Source organism: Luteimonas sp. Soil_N_1, assembly GCF_057656255.1.
Genome location: NZ_JBDGKS010000001.1, coordinates 2,740,988 through 2,756,108 on the forward strand (window position 1 = coordinate 2,740,988; position 15,121 = coordinate 2,756,108).

Below are 15,121 nucleotides of genomic sequence, written 5' to 3' on the forward strand. Positions count from 1 at the left end.
CGTGCTCCGTTGCACAAAGTGTCATCGATCGGGTATATGCTCGGTCGCAATGGAGGCATACAGCGCGATTACACGCCTGATCCCCACCGGCGCTGCAGCAGCGCCGGATTCCGGAGTCTCCCCCGCACTTTCTGCAGCCGCCCCGCGTCGCGACGCGGTCCGCCTGCTCGCGCTCGACGCGCACGGGCGCGCACTCAACTGGATCAGCTGGCAGGACGCCGCCTGTCTCTACGCGCGTGGCGCGGTTGCGTGGACGCTGGGCGATCCCTGCATGACGCTGCATGGCGGGCTGTGCCGCGCGACGGGCGCGCAGAGCCGCATGGACCTGCACCCGATCATCGCCGGCCGCAGCCATGTGCGACCGAGCGCGACAGACCCGACGCCCGCGCTGAGCAATACCGCCCTGTTCGCACGCGACCACCAGCTCTGTCTCTATTGCGGTCGTCGGGCCGGCCGCCAGGTCCTGACCCGCGACCATGTCGAACCGCTGTCACGTGGCGGCCTGGACATCTGGGAGAACGTTGTCACCGCCTGCTTCCAGTGCAATTCCCGCAAGGGCGCGCGCACGCCACAGGAAGCGGCCATGCCGCTGCTGGCCGTTCCGTTCCGGCCGAGCTGGATCGAACACCTGATCCTCAGCAACCGCAATATCCTGGCGGACCAGATGGCGTTCCTGAGTACCCACCTGCCACGCCGCGAGCGTCGCTGACGCCGCGCGTCCCGTGCACCGCCCCGCCGTGCGCTGCACAGCGCCCACCCCACTGGCTACACTTCGGGCATCACGACGCCCGTCGCGTCAGGCCGCCCGGTATTTCCCATGCCCCTGACCATCGCCCTGAGCGGAATGGACAACGCCACTGAAACGGCGTTGCGCGCGGCGTTTGCCGGTGCCAATGCGCAGCTGGGCGAGCGGTTTGCGATGGTTGCGGAGCCCGAAGCCGAACACGTGGTGGTCGACATGGACAGCATGTATGGCCCGATGAGCTGGCTGCGCCTGCATGCCGCGGGCAAGCAGATTGTCGGCCTGACATCGGCGCCACGTGTCCAGACCCACTTCCGGCTCGGACGTCCCTTCGACGACGGCGCGATGGCGGCACTGTTGCGCGAGATCGCCACGACGCAGGACATCGCGCTCGATTCGCGCACACCGGAACCTGTCTTGGAGGCAGGCAGCGCCGTCGACATGTCGGACACCGCACCGGCACCGGTCACGACAGATGCGGTCCGGACATCGCCGGAGCCCGACAACCCGCCACGACTGTCCGCGGTCGAAGCACCGATGCACACGGGCTTCGTCCAGCACGCCGCGGAGGATCCGGATGTCGCGACGCACGGTCCGGATGCGCCGCCCGCGGCGGTCGCGACACCCGCCCCGGAGCACGCGCGATCCTTCGCGGCCTGGCTCGATGCCGGTGTGCTCCACGGCCGTCGTCGCTATCGCAGCGAGACCGGACCCACGCTGTGGCTCGACTTCGACGCGCAGCAGTACTTCGGACCATCGACACTCAAGCCGTTGACGCAGTACTTCGATCTGCCGATCGAACCCGAGGCCCTCGAGACGGTCGATGACACCACCTGGAGTCGGGAGGTCGCCAGTGCAGGGACGCCACAGCCCCTGTCGCGTCTGGTCTGGCTGGGCGGTCTGCTTGCCGGAGACGGCACGGGCATTCCGGACCACGATCCCGACGCCCGCTTCCAGCTGAACAAATGGCCGCAGACCGAGCGCGAGTATCCCCGCCATTTCCGGATTGCGACGGCCATGATGAAGGGGCCTTCGACCCTGGAGGCGATCATCGCCGCCAGCGGCTTGCCTGCCGAAGATGTGGTGCGTTTCGTGAACGCGAATCTCGCGACCGGCTACGCCACGCCCTTTGTCGAGCCTCCCGTGGCGGTCGAACCGAACGAGCGCACCGGCGGTTTCTTCGCCCGTCTGCGGGGCCGCTGAGACGCCTGCCCGCCCTCCGCCGATGACGCCAGCCGCAGGGCTGCGGCGTACAATTGGCGGATGATCGACTCCACGCGCTATCCGCGCCTCGCGCGCATCGACGCGCCGTCCGACCTGCGCCAGTTCGACGAAGCCGAACTGCCCGCGATCGCCGACGAACTGCGCGCCTATCTCATCGAATCCGTCGGCAAGAGCGGCGGCCATTTCGGCGCCGGCCTCGGTGTGATCGAGCTGACGACGGTTCTGCACTATCTGTACGACACACCCGACGACCGCATCGTCTGGGACGTCGGCCATCAGACCTATCCGCACAAGATCCTGACCGGCCGCCGCGACCGCATCCACACGGTCAAGCAGAAGGACGGCGTGGCGCCGTTCCCCAAGCGCGAGGAGTCCGAGTACGACACCTTCGGCGTCGGCCACTCGTCCACGTCGATCTCCGCCGCGCTGGGTATGGCGATCGCCAACGCGCAGGCCGGCAACGACCGCCGCGTGGTCGCGGTGATCGGCGACGGCGCGATGACCGCGGGCATGGTCTACGAGGCGCTCAACCACGCCGGGGGCATGGAACCCGAGCCCGACCTGCTGGTGGTGCTCAACGACAACCGCATGTCGATCAGCGAAGCCGTCGGCGGGCTGACCAAGATGCTGGGGCGCGCGACCGGCAACCGCACGCTCAATGCGCTGCGCGAAGGCGGCAAGAAGCTGCTCGGCGACAAGAACAATCCGACCGCGAAGTTCGTGCGGCGCTGGGAGGAACACTGGAAGGGCATGTTCGTGCCGTCCACGCTGTTCGAGGAAATGGGCTTCCACTACACCGGCCCGATCGACGGTCACGACGTCAAGGCGCTGGTCGAGACGCTCAAGACGCTCAAGGGCCTCAAGGGTCCGCAGCTGCTGCATGTCATCACGACGAAGGGCAAGGGCTACGAACTCGCCGAAGGCGACCAGATCGGCTATCACGCCGTGTCCCCGTTCGATCCGGACAAGGGCCTGGTCGCCAAGAGCGGTGCCAGGAAGCCGACCTACACCGACGTGTTCGGCGACTGGATCTGCGACATGGCCGCCGCCGATCCGCTGCTGCTCGGCATCACGCCGGCGATGCGTGAAGGTTCTGGCCTCGTACGTTTCAGCAAGGCATACCCGGCGCGCTACTTCGACACCGCCATCGCCGAACAGCATGCGGTGACGCTGGCCGCTGGCATGGCATGCGAAGGCGCCAAGCCGGTCGTCGCGATCTATTCGACCTTCCTGCAGCGCGCCTACGACCAGCTGGTCCACGACGTCGCGGTGCAGAAGCTCGACGTGCTGTTCGCGATCGACCGCGGCGGCGTCGTCGGTCCGGACGGCGCCACCCATGCCGGCAACCTCGACCTGAGCTTCCTGCGCTGCGTGCCGCACATGGTGATCATGGCGCCGGCCGACGAGAACGAATGCCGCGCGATGCTGACGACCGGCTTCCGCCATGAGGGCCCGGCCGCGGTGCGTTATCCGCGCGGCAGCGGCCCCGGCGTCGCGATCGACACGACGCTCGACACCCTGCCGATCGGCAAGGCCGATCTGCGCCGCCGCGGTTCGCGCATCGCCCTGCTGGCGTTCGGTGCGATCGTGCCGGCCGCCGAACAGGTCGGCGAGGCGCTCGGTGTGACCGTGGTGAACATGCGCTTCGTGCGTCCGCTCGACCGCGCACTGCTGCTGGAACTGGCGAAGACCCACGACGGCTTCGTGACGCTCGAAGACAATGTCGTCGCCGGCGGCGCCGGCTCGGGCGTCGCCGAGCTGCTCAACGCGGAAGGCGTGGTGATGCCCGTGCTGCATCTCGGCCTGCCGGACGCGTTCCAGCATCACGCCAGCCGTGAGGATCTGCTCGCCGAAGCCGGGCTCGATGCCGCAGGGATCCGTCGCGCGGTGCTCGCCCGCTGGCCGGCCCTGGACGCGCCCGTCGCGGAGCGCGCGTCGGCGTGAGTCGACGCGTCGGGGCACGGGCCTTGATGCGCGGAGACATTCCGTATGGGTGACTGGTTCACCGGGCTGGCGGCGTGGGAGGTTGCGATCTTCGGCGTCGCCTGGTTTGCGCTGCTCTACTTCGGCAGCGCACTGGTGACCCTGTGGCTCACGCGACACCTGCTGCCGGCGATGGGTGTCGGCCGGGTGCTCGATACGCGCCCGCTCCTGCCTGGCCAGACGGCACGCGAGATCCGCGAGGCCTGCATCTCGATCCTGGTGTTCGGCATCGGCCTGATCGTGCCCTGGGGGCTGCTGCGACTGGGCTGGGCCAGCGTCGAGCCGGATCCTTCGGTGTGGCGCATCGCGCTGGAGATCGGCGTGCTGTTCCTGTGGAACGAACTGCACTTCTACGCCAGTCACCGGCTGCTGCACACCCGGCCGCTGCGACGGTTCCACGTCGATCACCATCGCTCGCACGTCCCGACCCCGTTCTCCACCTACGCCTTCCATCCGGTCGAGGCGCTGATGCTCGGCAGCGTCCCGCTGGTTCCGATGCTGCTGCACGATTTCAGCTTCCAGGCGCTGGCCGTGCTGCCGGTCATGAGCATCGCGCTCAACAGCCTGGGACACGCCAATTACGAATTCAGCCGTCATGCCCCCGCGCGCGGCCCGCTCGGGGCCAGTCGCCGCCACCAGCAGCACCATGCCCGCTATCACGGCAATTACGGATTCCTGCTGCCGTGGTTCGACCAGTGGCTGCGCACCGAGCTGCCGGCCGAGGCGGTGTCCGCGCCCGCATCACGCACGCGCCCCGGAGCGCGTGCGTGACACCCCGGCGCTGGCTGCGTCACCGACGTGACCTGCAGTCGCTCGCCTACCTTGCCGCGCAGCCGTTGCTGATCGCCTGGCAGTGGCAGCACGGCTTCGAACCGGTGCTCTACGCGTTGAGCCTGTTCCTGGCCGTGGGCATCAGCGTGATCCACCACAACCATGCGCACCTGCCGATGTGGCACATGCGTCCGGCCAACCGCGCGACCGATTTTGCGGTGACGCTGCTGCAGGGGCACCCCACCTGCATCTTCCGGCCCACCCACAACGCCAACCATCACCGCCACCGGCAGGGCGCGCGCGACGTGATGCGCACCTGGCGGTTCGGCGATCACAACCATCTGCCCGGCTGGGCGCTGCATCCGGTGCAGGCGGCGTGGGTGGTGTATCCGCTGGCCTGGCGCTGGCTGTGCCGCCTGTCGCGGCACTCGCCGCATGCCTTCGCGCTGTGCATGCTGCAGTACGCGGTGTGGCTGGGCAGCTGGTCGCTGTTGCTGTGGCTCGATGCGGGGAAGGCCTTCGCGTTCGTGATCGTGCCGCAGCTGTTCGGCCTGCACTGGCTGCTGGGGGCCAACTACCTGCAGCATGCGCACGCCGACGAGCACCACCGCTACGGATACGCCCGCAACTTCGAGGGCTGGCTCAATCCGCTGCTGTTCAACATCGGCCTGCACACCGCGCACCACGAACACGGCCACGCCCACTGGTCGACGCTTCCTGCCCTGCATCGGCAGTACCGCGACCGCATTCCGTCGCCATTGCTCGAACGCGGGCTCGCTGCCTATGTTGTCCGCGTGTTCCTGCTGGCACCCTTCTTCCGGTCGCTGCGTTCCCGCTCGTTGCGCGAGACGCACCCACCGTCGCCTCCACCCGTCGCGGGATATTGAATGCCTGTTTCCCTGAAACGCACCTGGATCCAGGGCACCGGCCGGCACCTGCCCGGCCCTGCCATCGACAACGACGCCATGGACGCCTACATCGCGCCCCTGTCGCGCGTATCGGCACGCATCAAGCGCCGGATTCTCGACGAGAACGGCATCCTCAACCGCCATTACGCCATCGACGACAGCGGCGCCACCCGCACCAGTTGCGCGGGCATGGCGATCGAGGCGATCCAGACCTGTCTGCGCGATGGTGGACGCAGCCTCGACGAGATCGGCCTGCTGGCCTGCGGCACCGCCGGCGGCGACGCCCTGATGCCCGGTTTCGCCAGCATGGTGCTGGGAGAACTCTCGGGACCGCCGATGCAGACCTTCTCCAGCCACGGCATCTGCGCCTCGGGCATGGGTGCGCTGGAGGCGGCCGCGGCATCGGTGGAACTGGGCAGCCATACCAACGCGCTGGTCGCCGCGGCGGAGATGCCGTCGCGGCTGTTCAAGCGTTCCCGCTATGCCGCACGTGGCTACGACGCGGACTTCGATGCGCACTTCCTGCGCTGGATGCTCTCCGACGGCGCCGGTGCGCTGCTGCTCACCTCCGCGCCGGATGCGGACCGAGGACTGCGCCTGCGTCTGCGCTGGATCCACCAGCGCTCGTTCTCCGGCGACTATCCGGTGTGCATGCAACTCGGACTCACGGCGGACCGCAGCCGCTCGCACCTCGACTACGCCGCGTGGTCGGATGCAGAGGCCGACGGCGCGCTGTTCCTGCGCCAGGACATCCGTCTGTTGCCGCACCTGTTCGATGTCGGCATCCACGAATACGCCCGGCTCGCGCACGCGGGCTGGTTCGCGCCCGAAGACGTCGACCACTTCCTGTGCCACTACTCGTCCGAGAAATTCGCTCCGGTGGTCGACGAGCTGATGGCCAAGGCCGGTCTCTCGATTCCGCGCGAGCGCTGGTACAGCAACCTCGTCCAGCGCGGCAACACGGGCTCGGCGTCGATCTTCGTGATGCTCGACGAATTCGTGCGCACGCATACGCTGCAGCCCGGCCAGAAGATCCTGTGCTTCGTGCCCGAATCGGGACGCTTCACCGTGTCGTTCGCACTGATCGAAGTGGAGGCCGCGGACGCACCGCAGGCACCGGCCACCACACCGCGTCAGACGCCCATGCCGGTCGCTGCCGACGATGGCATCGGCCCGGTCGCCCCGCCGCACGACCCGGCGGATGCGCCCGAAGCGTTGCGCCATCTGCTGGGCGAACTGGCCGGCATCTGGCACGACTACCGCTCGCGCGCCTGGCGGACGCCCCCGATCCGCGCGTTGCGGGAACGCCGCTTCCGCCGCGCCGACTACATCGCCTGGATGCGGAGCTGGATCCCGCAGGTGCGAGAGGGCAGCAAGTGGATGCGCGAAGGTGCCGCCTCGGTACGCGCGCCGTACGAGGCACTCTCGGACCTGATCGAACTGCATGCCAGCGACGAACAGGACGATTTCATGATCCTCTTCGAGGATTACCGCAGGGCGGGCGGCACGGTGTCCGACATCGACCAGTTGCGCCGCAACCCCGGCGGCGAAGCGCTCAACAGCTATCTGCACGCGCTGGCAGCGTGTCCCAATCCGATCGGTCTGCTGGGCGCGATCTACATCATCGAAGGCACAGGCCAACGCATCATTCCGGCGCTGCTGCCGCTGATGAAAGCGGCGCTGACCGGTGACCACGCCGATGCGGTACCGCGTGATGCGTTCCGCTTCCTCGACTACCACGGCGAGAACGACGCGCATCACCTGCTGCGCTGGCTGCGCGCAGTGGAAATCGTGCTCGGGCACGATGCGGATGGCGCAGGCGCGCGTGCGATCGTCGACACCGCACGCCGCACTGCCGAGCTCTACCTGATGCAGTTCGACCACATCCCCGCCGACCAGACCCCGGAGTAAGGAATGGACCTGCACGGCGATTTCCTCGACCAGCCCTACGATCCGCGCGACCCCAATCCCTGGCTGGCGATGTACCTCGACGGCAGCACGCCGATCGACGAGTCGGTCAAGCGCGCCTGGCTGGCCGACTCGAGCTCGCGCTCACGGCAGTTCCTGCTGCCGTTCGTGCGGCCGCTGGCGCGCACGCTGATCATCCTGTTCCAGGTGATCAAGACCTTTACGCCACGCAAGCTGGCGTTCTCGCGCCTGCTGCACCGCCTGCTGGCGTGGGGGATGGCACGCTTCATCCGGCCCGAGGCGAACTGGCTGATCCTCCGCCACTTCCACCTCGGCTCGCAGGTGCTGGAATTCATCGCGCGCAACTCCGGCACCGATACACCGGTCAACCCGCTGCGTCCCGAGCGGATCTCCGATGTGCGAGAGGACATGTTCCTGGTCCACGACCTGAACCTCTACAACTTCATCATCCGGCTCAACCGCAACCTCCGGGACGCCGGGCAAACGCTCGTCCCGGTGCCGAATCCCGACCTGTCGATGATCCAGCAGCCGGCGCTGGCGCTGTCGGACATGCCGCGCCGGTGGAGCAACTTCCTCGACCTGCAGAGCTCGATCGAACTGTTCACGCCGATCTACCAGCTGCTGCTGACCGACAGCGACTTCTGGCGCGCCACCAACTCGCTGCAGCTCGACGAGACCATCGGCCTGTACGCCGCCACCATTCTCGACGCGCACGCGCACCTCGTGCTGGTCAACAACAAGCATCCTCTCGTGCCGATGTCGACCCTGCGCGCAGGCTATCGGCTGACCCTGCACGGCCTGTCGACCGAGATGCTGCACGCGTTCCTGCTCAAGCGTCGCGCGCAGGCGGAAGCGCAGGCCGCCTGAAACGTGCCGCTCGCCGGGTCACGGGCTGCCGGGTGACGCGACCTCCGGCGTGACCTCGTCCGCATCGTCGCTTTCGTCGGGCGCCAGCACGGTGTAGCCGCGGGCGCGCAACGCTGCGAGCTGTCCATCGGCGCGCAGCAGCGAATCCAGGGCCACGGTCGCGAACACCACCTCATGCCCGGCCATCGCGGCGTCCACTTTCGACAGCCAGGCCGCACTGACCTTCGACTGGACATCCGCCATGCCCAGCTCGCGCGCGGTCTCGCTCGCGGTCCATGCAGACAGACAGGCCATGAGCTGGGCGCGCGCGTCCGGCATGGCGCGCAATGCGTCGAGGTCGCCGACCGCCCAGGCATTCGCGCGCGCCGCGATGCGCGGCAGATCGTTCTCGATGATGTCCAGGGTGCTGCGCACGCAGGCGAGGTCTTCGGGTTTGAGCACCTCGCGACGGAAGGTCGCCAGCGCACCGCGCGGATCGTCGATCTTCAGCGCCAGCATCGTCGGTGTGATCTCCATACCCCGCGCCTTCAACACTTCGTCGATCACCGGCCCGATAACGCCGCCCTCGCGCAGACCGTTGCGCTCCAGCGCCGCACGGTACAGCTGGTAGACCGCGATGAAAGGCCGCTTGCGCTCGATGCCGCGATCGCGCCCGATGTAGCGCGCCTTCAGTGCGGCCCAGCGTGCGTAGAGGTCGGGCGGCAGCAGTTCGTCGAGCGTCGCGCCGTCCGGATTGCGCATCGCCCGGAACGCCGACGGCGCGAGCGTCAACTTGCCGAAGAATCCGATGTCGGCGTCCCACTGCGCACCCGGCGGCCCGAGGACCGCGCCGGCTTCCGCCAGCACCTCGCGCACCTCATCCGCGCGCCAGGTCATGTCTGCCGGCAGCGGCGACTGGGTACCGAGGATGTAGAGCGTGTGGCCATCGCCACGCCGCACCCGCCACAGGCCCGGACCGGGCTGTACACCGGTGACGACGACGGTCTCCATGTCGCGGACGTCGGAGGTGACGGTCTGCGCGGCAGGCGCAGGCAACGTCGCCGCAACGTCCTGCGCGTGCACTGTCGCGACCACCGATACCGAAGCCAGTGCGAATGCGCGCACTGCGATGCCGAACCGCTTGTCCATCAGCCAGATCCGTTCAAGAAGATGAAGGCTGAGCATACGAAGCTGCCTTTGCGAACGCGCATGGCATCCGGCACATCTCCGGCTTTCCGTTCAGCGTTGCAGCATGTGCAGCCGGTTGGTGGGTCGGTCATCAAAGCGCGCACGTCTCGCCGACACCGGCATCGTTAACGTGCGAACTCCCCATACCGGAAGACCGCCATGACGATCGACAGCGACCAGCGCCGCATCCTGCGCGACATCGATGCGACAACGCCCATCAGCGAATCGGAGACCGACTGGGCCGTCAATGCGGGCTACGCCGTGCTTGCCGAGGACGGCGACATCGATCTCACGAAAGAAGGTCGCGCGCTGCTCGATCCGGCCTGAAGTAATGATCGATACGTCCACAAACAGAACGGCCCGCGCTTGCGCACGGGCCGTTCGGATGTCGCATGTTTTGGTCGGGGTAGCCGGATTTGAACCGACGACCACTTGTCCCCCAGACAAGTGCGCTACCAGGCTGCGCTATACCCCGGAATCTGGAAATTATACCGTCTGGCGGGCGTTTCGCCCATCCATGTGACGCGGCGTGCTCAGCGCTTCAGCAACTGCAGCACGTCCTCGAGCTCCATGCGCACCTGGCGCACGATCTGGCTGCTCAGCGCGGACTCCTGCTTGGCGCCCTCGCCCTCCAGACGCAGGCGCGCGCCGCCGATCGTATAGCCCTGTTCGTACAGCAGGCCGCGGATCTGGCGCACCATCAGCACGTCGTGCCGCTGGTAGTACCGGCGGTTGCCGCGGCGCTTGACCGGGCTCAGGCTCGGAAATTCCGTCTCCCAGTAACGCAGCACGTGCGGCTTGACGTCGCACAGCTCGCTGACCTCACCGATGGTGAAGTAGCGCTTCGCCGGGATCGGCGGCAGTTCGCGGTTGCTGCCCGGATCAAGCATGCGCGGCGCCCACCGAGCCGGTATAGGCCTCGACGCGTTCCTTGAGCTTCTGGCCCGGACGGAAGGTCACCACGGTGCGCGCGGAGATCGGAATCTCCTCACCGGTCTTGGGGTTGCGGCCCGGGCGCTCGTTCTTGCGGCGCAGGTCGAAATTGCCGAAGCCCGACAGCTTGACCTGACGGCCCTGCTGCAGCGCATCGCGCAGCACGTCGAAGAAGGCGTCGACGAATTCCTTCGCCTCGCGCTTGTTCAAGCCGACTTCCTCGTAAAGCTTCTCGGCCATGTCCGCCTTCGTCAGTGCCACGCAGCCATCCCCCTGTGAGGCCTCAGCCCCGGATCTTCGCGTCGTGTTCGCGCGCGAGCGCGGCCACCACGTCCGCAACGACAGCATCGACATCGCGATCGGTCAGAGTGCGTGAACTTTCCTGCAGAATCAAGCCCATGGCGAGACTCCTGAACCCCGTTTCGACCCCCTGCCCGGCATAACGGTCGAACAGGCGCACGTCGGCCAGCAGCGGTCCAGCGGATGCGCGCACGGTATTTTCCAGCGCTGACCAGTCGACCGATTCCGGCGCCACGATCGCCAGGTCGCGACGCACGGACGGGAACTTCGACAGCCCGGTCACGCGTGGCAGCGGACGTGCCTGCAGCGCGGACGCGTCGAGTTCGAACGCCACCACCGGCACGTCGATGTCTAGCGCGCGCAGCAGGCGCGGGTGCAATTCGCCGATCCAGCCCACGCGCGCGCCGTCGCGCAACACATCGGCCGAGCGACCGGGATGGCCGTGCGGCGTGGTTGAACGCGTGAACGTCAGCGTCGCACCGGCGACAGCTGCCAGCGCTTCGAGATCGCCCTTGAGATCGAAGTAATCGACCGCGCGCGTCGCATCGCCCCACTGCTCGACACCGGCATCGCCGGCGACCGCGGCAGCCACTCGCAAGGTCTCGACGGGTGCGGCGCCAGTGGCATCCGCCTGCGCGAAGACCTTGCCGATTTCGAACAGGCGCACGCGCTCCTGCTGGCGCGCGAGGTTGCGCGCGAGCGTGGACACCAGGCCCGGCAGCAATGCGGTGCGCATGACGCCGAGTTCGGCGCTCAGCGGATTGGCCAGCGGCACGCTGCCGGCATCCGCCTGCCAGGTCGCGAGCAGCGACGCATCGACGAAGGCGAAGTTGACCGTTTCCAGGCAGTCGCGGGCGACCATCTGACGACGCAGCTCGGCCTCGGCCACGTGGGTCTCGCTGGGCGCAGCGATGCGCGTCGCACCGCCGGGCAGCGTGGTCGGCACGCGATCGTAGCCGTGGATGCGCACGACCTCTTCGATCAGGTCTTCCTCGATCGCCAGATCGAAGCGACGCGTCGGCGCGGTGACCTGCCAGCCTTCGACATCGGCGACGACGGTGAGCCCCAGCGCGCGCAGGATGCGTTCGATCTCCGCATCGTCGACCGTCAGGCCGAGCACGCGCGTCAGGCGCGCGCGACGCAGCGGGATCGTGCGCGGCTGCGCGAGATGCGCCTCGAGTTCGGCGGCGGTCACCGGACCGGCGCTACCGCCGGCGACATCGAGAATCAGGCGCGTCGCGTATTCGATCGCGGTCCGCGGCAGCTCGGGATCCACGCCGCGCTCGAAACGGTGCGCTGCATCGGTGTGCAGGCCCAGACGGCGGCTGCGGCCGATGATCGCGTCCGGCGCGAAGTGCGCGGATTCGAGGAACACGTTGCGGGTGCCGTCGGTCACCCGCGTGTCGAAACCGCCCATGACACCGGCCAGCGCGACGACGCGGTCGGCGTCGGTGACCGCGAGGAACTGTTCGTCCAGCGTCACGTCGCGACCGTCGAGCAGCTTGAGCGTTTCGCCCTTGCGCGCGCGGCGCACGCCGACCGGGCCTTTGAGCAGGTCGCGGTCGAAAGCATGCATCGGCTGGCCGAGTTCGAGCATCACATACTGGGTGACGTCGACGAGGAAGCTGACCGGACGCACGCCACTGCGACGCAGGCGCTCGGCCATCCACGACGGCGTCGGGCGCATCGCGTCGATGCCTTCGATCACCCGGCCGAGATAGCGCGGCGCATCGGCGCCCGCGTCGAGCACGACCTGCAGCGATGCATCCGAGGCAACCGGCACAGCCGGTGCGTCGAGCGGCGCGACTTCGCTGCCGCAGGCGGCGGCCACGTCGAACGCGATGCCGCGGATGCCGAAGCAGTCGGCGCGGTTCGGCGTGAGCTTGAGCTCGATGCTCGCGTCGGGCAGTCCGAGATACTCGGCCAGCGGCGCGCCGATCGGCGCATCGTCAGGCAGTTCGAGCAGACCGGATGCGTCGGCGTCGATGCCGAGCTCCTTGGCCGAGCACAGCATGCCGTTGGAATCGACGCCGCGTAGCTGCGCAGCTTTGATCGTCAACGTGCCGACGGTCGTGCCGATCAGTGCCAGCGGCGCGACCAGGCCCGGACGCGCGTTCGGCGCACCGCAGACGATCTGCAGCGTCTGGCCACCGGCATCGACCTGACAGACCTGCAGACGGTCGGCTTCGGGATGCTTCTCGGCCGAGACGATGCGCGCGACGACGACGCCATCGAGCGCCTCGCCCAGCGGCGTGATCTCTTCGACTTCCAGGCCGATCGCGGTCAGCGTCGCCGCCAGCTGGTCACGGGTGGCATCGGTCTTGACGTGCTGGCGCAGCCAGTTCTCGGAAAATTTCATGGCGATCTCTTGGAATCGTCGTCCCGGCACTGCGGGACCTGTTCGCTACGGATGACGCGGAGAAGATGCAGGCGCGACGCGCCTGGGCTTACGCGAACTGGCGCAGGAAGCGCACATCGTTGTCGAAGAACGCACGCAGATCGTCGACCCCATAGCGCAGCATCGCGAAGCGCTCGACGCCGAGGCCGAAGGCGAAGCCGGTGTAGCGCTCGGGATCGATGCCGACGGCTTTCAGTACGTTCGGATGGACCATGCCGCAGCCCAGCACTTCGAGCCAGCGCGTGCTGCCATCAGCCTGCTGCCAGGCGATGTCGACTTCGGCGCCGGGTTCGACGAACGGGAAATAGCTAGGGCGAAAACGCATCTCGAAGTCGCGCTCGAAGAACGCGCGGACGAATTCGCTCAGCGTGCCCTTGAGGTCGGCGAACGTCGCGTGTTCGTCGACCAGCAGGCCTTCGACCTGGTGGAACATCGGCGAATGCGTCTGGTCGCTGTCGGAGCGGTAGACCTTGCCGGCCGCGATCATGCGCAGCGGCGGCGCGTGCTCGCCCATGTAGCGCACCTGCACGCCCGAGGTGTGCGTGCGCAACAGGCGGCCGTCGCCGAAATAGAACGTGTCGTGCATCGCGCGCGCGGGATGGTGCGGCGGGAAGTTCAAGGCCTCGAAGTTGTGCCAGTCGTCCTCGATCTCGGGACCGTCGGCGAGCTCGTAGCCCAGACGCCCGAAGATGTCGGCGATGCGCTCGAGCGTGCGGCTGATCGGATGCACGCCGCCGCGCGCACCGTCGCGACCCGGCAGGGTCACATCGATGGTCTGCGAGGACAGCTTCGCGTCGAGGGCGATGTCGTCGAGCGCGATCTTGCGCGTCGACAGCGCGGTGCCGATCACGTCGCGCGCACGGTTGATCGCCTCGCCCGCCGCTTTGCGCTGGTCGCCGGGCAATGCGCCGAGCGCCTTGAGCTGCGACGTGATGCTGCCGCTCTTGCCGAGCAGTCCGACACGCAGCGCTTCGAGCGCCTCGGGCGTGTCGGCCGCCTCGATATCGGCAAGCGCCTGGTTCGAAAGGGAGTCGATTTCGCTCATCGCACTGCTGGCCCGTCGCTGATGGGGGATGTCACGCCCGGAAAATCCGGCGCCACAAACAACAATGGGGAAGGACTTGCGCCCTTCCCCACGTGACCGCCGGACGGATCCGGCGGCAGTACCGCTTTACGGTGGAGACGACGGCCTCAGGCCGCCAGCGCGCCCTTCGCCTTCTCGGCGAGCGCGGCAAAGCCGGTTGCATCGTTGACCGCGAGATCAGCCAGGATCTTGCGATCCAGGGTGATGCCAGCCTTGAGCAGACCGTTCATGAAGCGGCTGTAGCTGATGCCGTTCAGACGTGCGGCCGCGTTGATACGCGTGATCCACAGCGAACGGAAATCGCGCTTCTTGAGCTTGCGACCGATGTACGCGTACTGGCCAGCCTTGATGACGGCCTGCTTGGCGACGCGGAAGACCTTGCGACGGGCGTTGTAATAGCCCTTCGCGCGGCCGAGGACCTTCTTGTGACGACGGCGTGCCTGGACGCCCCGCTTGACTCGAGCCATGGTTCAGTCCTCCTCAGAGATACGGCAGCATGCGGGCGACACGACCGCTATCACACGCCGGAATGATGTTCGTCTGACGAAGACCGCGCTTCCGCTTGGTCGTCTTCTTCGTGAGGATGTGGCTACGGTTTGCGTGGCCGGCCTTGAACTTGCCGGACGCCGTCTTCCGGAACCGCTTGGCGGCGCCCCGGTGCGTCTTGATCTTGGGCATTGCGAGAGTCCTTGTGGGATACGAGTACTGACTGGGCGGTGGCTGTTGCCACGCTTTCCGTCCTGCCCATGCCGGTTTTAAGCCTTTGATCCCATGAAGGAATCCAGGCGGGTCCTGGATGAATCTGCCACCCCGGC

15 protein-coding genes and 1 tRNA gene are annotated in these 15,121 nt (G+C 67.6%); 8 read left to right on the forward strand and 8 right to left on the reverse strand.

The features are described 5' to 3' along the window. The first annotated feature begins 49 nt into the window (after positions 1–49). From AC3A4E_RS12760 to AC3A4E_RS12790, 7 genes are all read left to right on the forward strand, one after another. The gene (locus AC3A4E_RS12760) at positions 50–709 is read left to right on the forward strand and encodes an HNH endonuclease (protein WP_487631803.1); all 660 of its coding nucleotides are present in this window, start codon (positions 50–52) and stop codon (positions 707–709) included. Positions 710–817: 108 nt separating this feature from the next. Then, on the forward strand, positions 818–1,945 hold the full coding sequence (locus tag AC3A4E_RS12765; RefSeq protein WP_487631804.1) for a hypothetical protein: 1,128 nt from the start codon (positions 818–820) through the stop codon (positions 1,943–1,945). A gap of 60 nt (positions 1,946–2,005) precedes the next feature. Next, positions 2,006–3,910 carry a 1-deoxy-D-xylulose-5-phosphate synthase gene (gene dxs, locus AC3A4E_RS12770; RefSeq protein WP_487631805.1) on the forward strand — a complete coding sequence of 635 codons (1,905 nt, stop codon included), beginning with the start codon at positions 2,006–2,008 and terminating at the stop codon, positions 3,908–3,910. Between the two features lie 45 nt (positions 3,911–3,955). Further along, a complete protein-coding gene (locus AC3A4E_RS12775; protein ID WP_487631806.1) occupies positions 3,956–4,720 on the forward strand; it encodes a sterol desaturase family protein in 765 nt (254 codons plus the stop codon). Beyond that, entirely contained in the window at positions 4,717–5,607 is an 891-nt protein-coding gene (locus AC3A4E_RS12780) for a fatty acid desaturase (protein WP_487631807.1), read from the forward strand. Before AC3A4E_RS12775 ends, AC3A4E_RS12780 begins: the two co-directional genes overlap by 4 nt. After that, a complete protein-coding gene (locus tag AC3A4E_RS12785) occupies positions 5,608–7,539 on the forward strand; it encodes a 3-oxoacyl-[acyl-carrier-protein] synthase III C-terminal domain-containing protein (protein WP_487631808.1) in 1,932 nt (643 codons plus the stop codon). A gap of 3 nt (positions 7,540–7,542) precedes the next feature. After that, complete coding sequence (locus AC3A4E_RS12790) at positions 7,543–8,424, forward strand: DUF6999 family protein (RefSeq protein WP_487631809.1); 882 nt, start codon at positions 7,543–7,545, stop codon at positions 8,422–8,424. Between the two features lie 18 nt (positions 8,425–8,442). Here the strand turns inward: AC3A4E_RS12790 and AC3A4E_RS12795 are convergent, their stop codons facing one another. Further along, positions 8,443–9,552 (reverse strand): TraB/GumN family protein, encoded by a 1,110-nt coding sequence (locus AC3A4E_RS12795; protein ID WP_487631810.1) that lies wholly within the window; start codon positions 9,550–9,552, stop codon positions 8,443–8,445. 198 nt (positions 9,553–9,750) lie between these two features. On the opposite strand from AC3A4E_RS12795, the gene AC3A4E_RS12800 reads away from it, so the two are divergent. Then, positions 9,751–9,918: a hypothetical protein gene (locus tag AC3A4E_RS12800; RefSeq protein WP_487631811.1), complete on the forward strand. Its 168-nt coding sequence runs from the start codon at positions 9,751–9,753 to the stop codon at positions 9,916–9,918. Positions 9,919–9,989: 71 nt separating this feature from the next. Here AC3A4E_RS12800 and AC3A4E_RS12805 read toward each other — a convergent pair. The 7 genes from AC3A4E_RS12805 to rpmI form a co-directional block, all read right to left on the reverse strand. Beyond that, a tRNA-Pro gene (locus tag AC3A4E_RS12805) sits at positions 9,990–10,066 on the reverse strand. A 58-nt stretch (positions 10,067–10,124) separates the two neighbouring features. After that, complete coding sequence (locus AC3A4E_RS12810; protein ID WP_047136502.1) at positions 10,125–10,481, reverse strand: MerR family transcriptional regulator; 357 nt, start codon at positions 10,479–10,481, stop codon at positions 10,125–10,127. Beyond that, on the reverse strand, positions 10,474–10,785 hold the full coding sequence (locus AC3A4E_RS12815) for an integration host factor subunit alpha (protein ID WP_232114670.1): 312 nt from the start codon (positions 10,783–10,785) through the stop codon (positions 10,474–10,476). The genes AC3A4E_RS12810 and AC3A4E_RS12815 overlap by 8 nt, the downstream gene beginning before the upstream one ends. Positions 10,786–10,807: 22 nt before the next feature. Further along, complete coding sequence (gene pheT / locus AC3A4E_RS12820) at positions 10,808–13,183, reverse strand: phenylalanine--tRNA ligase subunit beta (protein ID WP_487631812.1); 2,376 nt, start codon at positions 13,181–13,183, stop codon at positions 10,808–10,810. 88 nt (positions 13,184–13,271) lie between these two features. Then, on the reverse strand, positions 13,272–14,267 hold the full coding sequence (gene pheS / locus AC3A4E_RS12825) for a phenylalanine--tRNA ligase subunit alpha (RefSeq protein WP_487631813.1): 996 nt from the start codon (positions 14,265–14,267) through the stop codon (positions 13,272–13,274). 146 nt (positions 14,268–14,413) lie between these two features. Then, on the reverse strand, positions 14,414–14,773 hold the full coding sequence (rplT, locus tag AC3A4E_RS12830) for a 50S ribosomal protein L20 (protein WP_159678264.1): 360 nt from the start codon (positions 14,771–14,773) through the stop codon (positions 14,414–14,416). A gap of 13 nt (positions 14,774–14,786) precedes the next feature. Beyond that, complete coding sequence (rpmI, locus tag AC3A4E_RS12835) at positions 14,787–14,984, reverse strand: 50S ribosomal protein L35 (RefSeq protein ID WP_159678262.1); 198 nt, start codon at positions 14,982–14,984, stop codon at positions 14,787–14,789. Positions 14,985–15,121: the final 137 nt, after the last annotated feature.

Excerpts from the sequence above, each read along its gene's own strand:
- AC3A4E_RS12760 (WP_487631803.1), top strand. The coding sequence starts at position 50 with ATGGAGGCATACAGCGCGATTACACGCCTGATCCCCACCGGCGCTGCA.
- AC3A4E_RS12765 (WP_487631804.1), top strand. The coding sequence starts at position 818 with ATGCCCCTGACCATCGCCCTGAGCGGAATGGACAACGCCACTGAAACG.
- dxs (WP_487631805.1), top strand. The coding sequence starts at position 2,006 with ATGATCGACTCCACGCGCTATCCGCGCCTCGCGCGCATCGACGCGCCG.
- AC3A4E_RS12775 (WP_487631806.1), top strand. The coding sequence starts at position 3,956 with ATGGGTGACTGGTTCACCGGGCTGGCGGCGTGGGAGGTTGCGATCTTC.
- AC3A4E_RS12785 (WP_487631808.1), top strand. The coding sequence starts at position 5,608 with ATGCCTGTTTCCCTGAAACGCACCTGGATCCAGGGCACCGGCCGGCAC.
- AC3A4E_RS12790 (WP_487631809.1), top strand. The coding sequence starts at position 7,543 with ATGGACCTGCACGGCGATTTCCTCGACCAGCCCTACGATCCGCGCGAC.
- AC3A4E_RS12795 (WP_487631810.1), bottom strand. The coding sequence starts at position 9,552 with ATGGACAAGCGGTTCGGCATCGCAGTGCGCGCATTCGCACTGGCTTCG.
- AC3A4E_RS12800 (WP_487631811.1), top strand. The coding sequence starts at position 9,751 with ATGACGATCGACAGCGACCAGCGCCGCATCCTGCGCGACATCGATGCG.
- AC3A4E_RS12810 (WP_047136502.1), bottom strand. The coding sequence starts at position 10,481 with ATGCTTGATCCGGGCAGCAACCGCGAACTGCCGCCGATCCCGGCGAAG.
- pheT (WP_487631812.1), bottom strand. The coding sequence starts at position 13,183 with ATGAAATTTTCCGAGAACTGGCTGCGCCAGCACGTCAAGACCGATGCC.
- pheS (WP_487631813.1), bottom strand. The coding sequence starts at position 14,267 with ATGAGCGAAATCGACTCCCTTTCGAACCAGGCGCTTGCCGATATCGAG.
- rplT (WP_159678264.1), bottom strand. The coding sequence starts at position 14,773 with ATGGCTCGAGTCAAGCGGGGCGTCCAGGCACGCCGTCGTCACAAGAAG.
- rpmI (WP_159678262.1), bottom strand. The coding sequence starts at position 14,984 with ATGCCCAAGATCAAGACGCACCGGGGCGCCGCCAAGCGGTTCCGGAAG.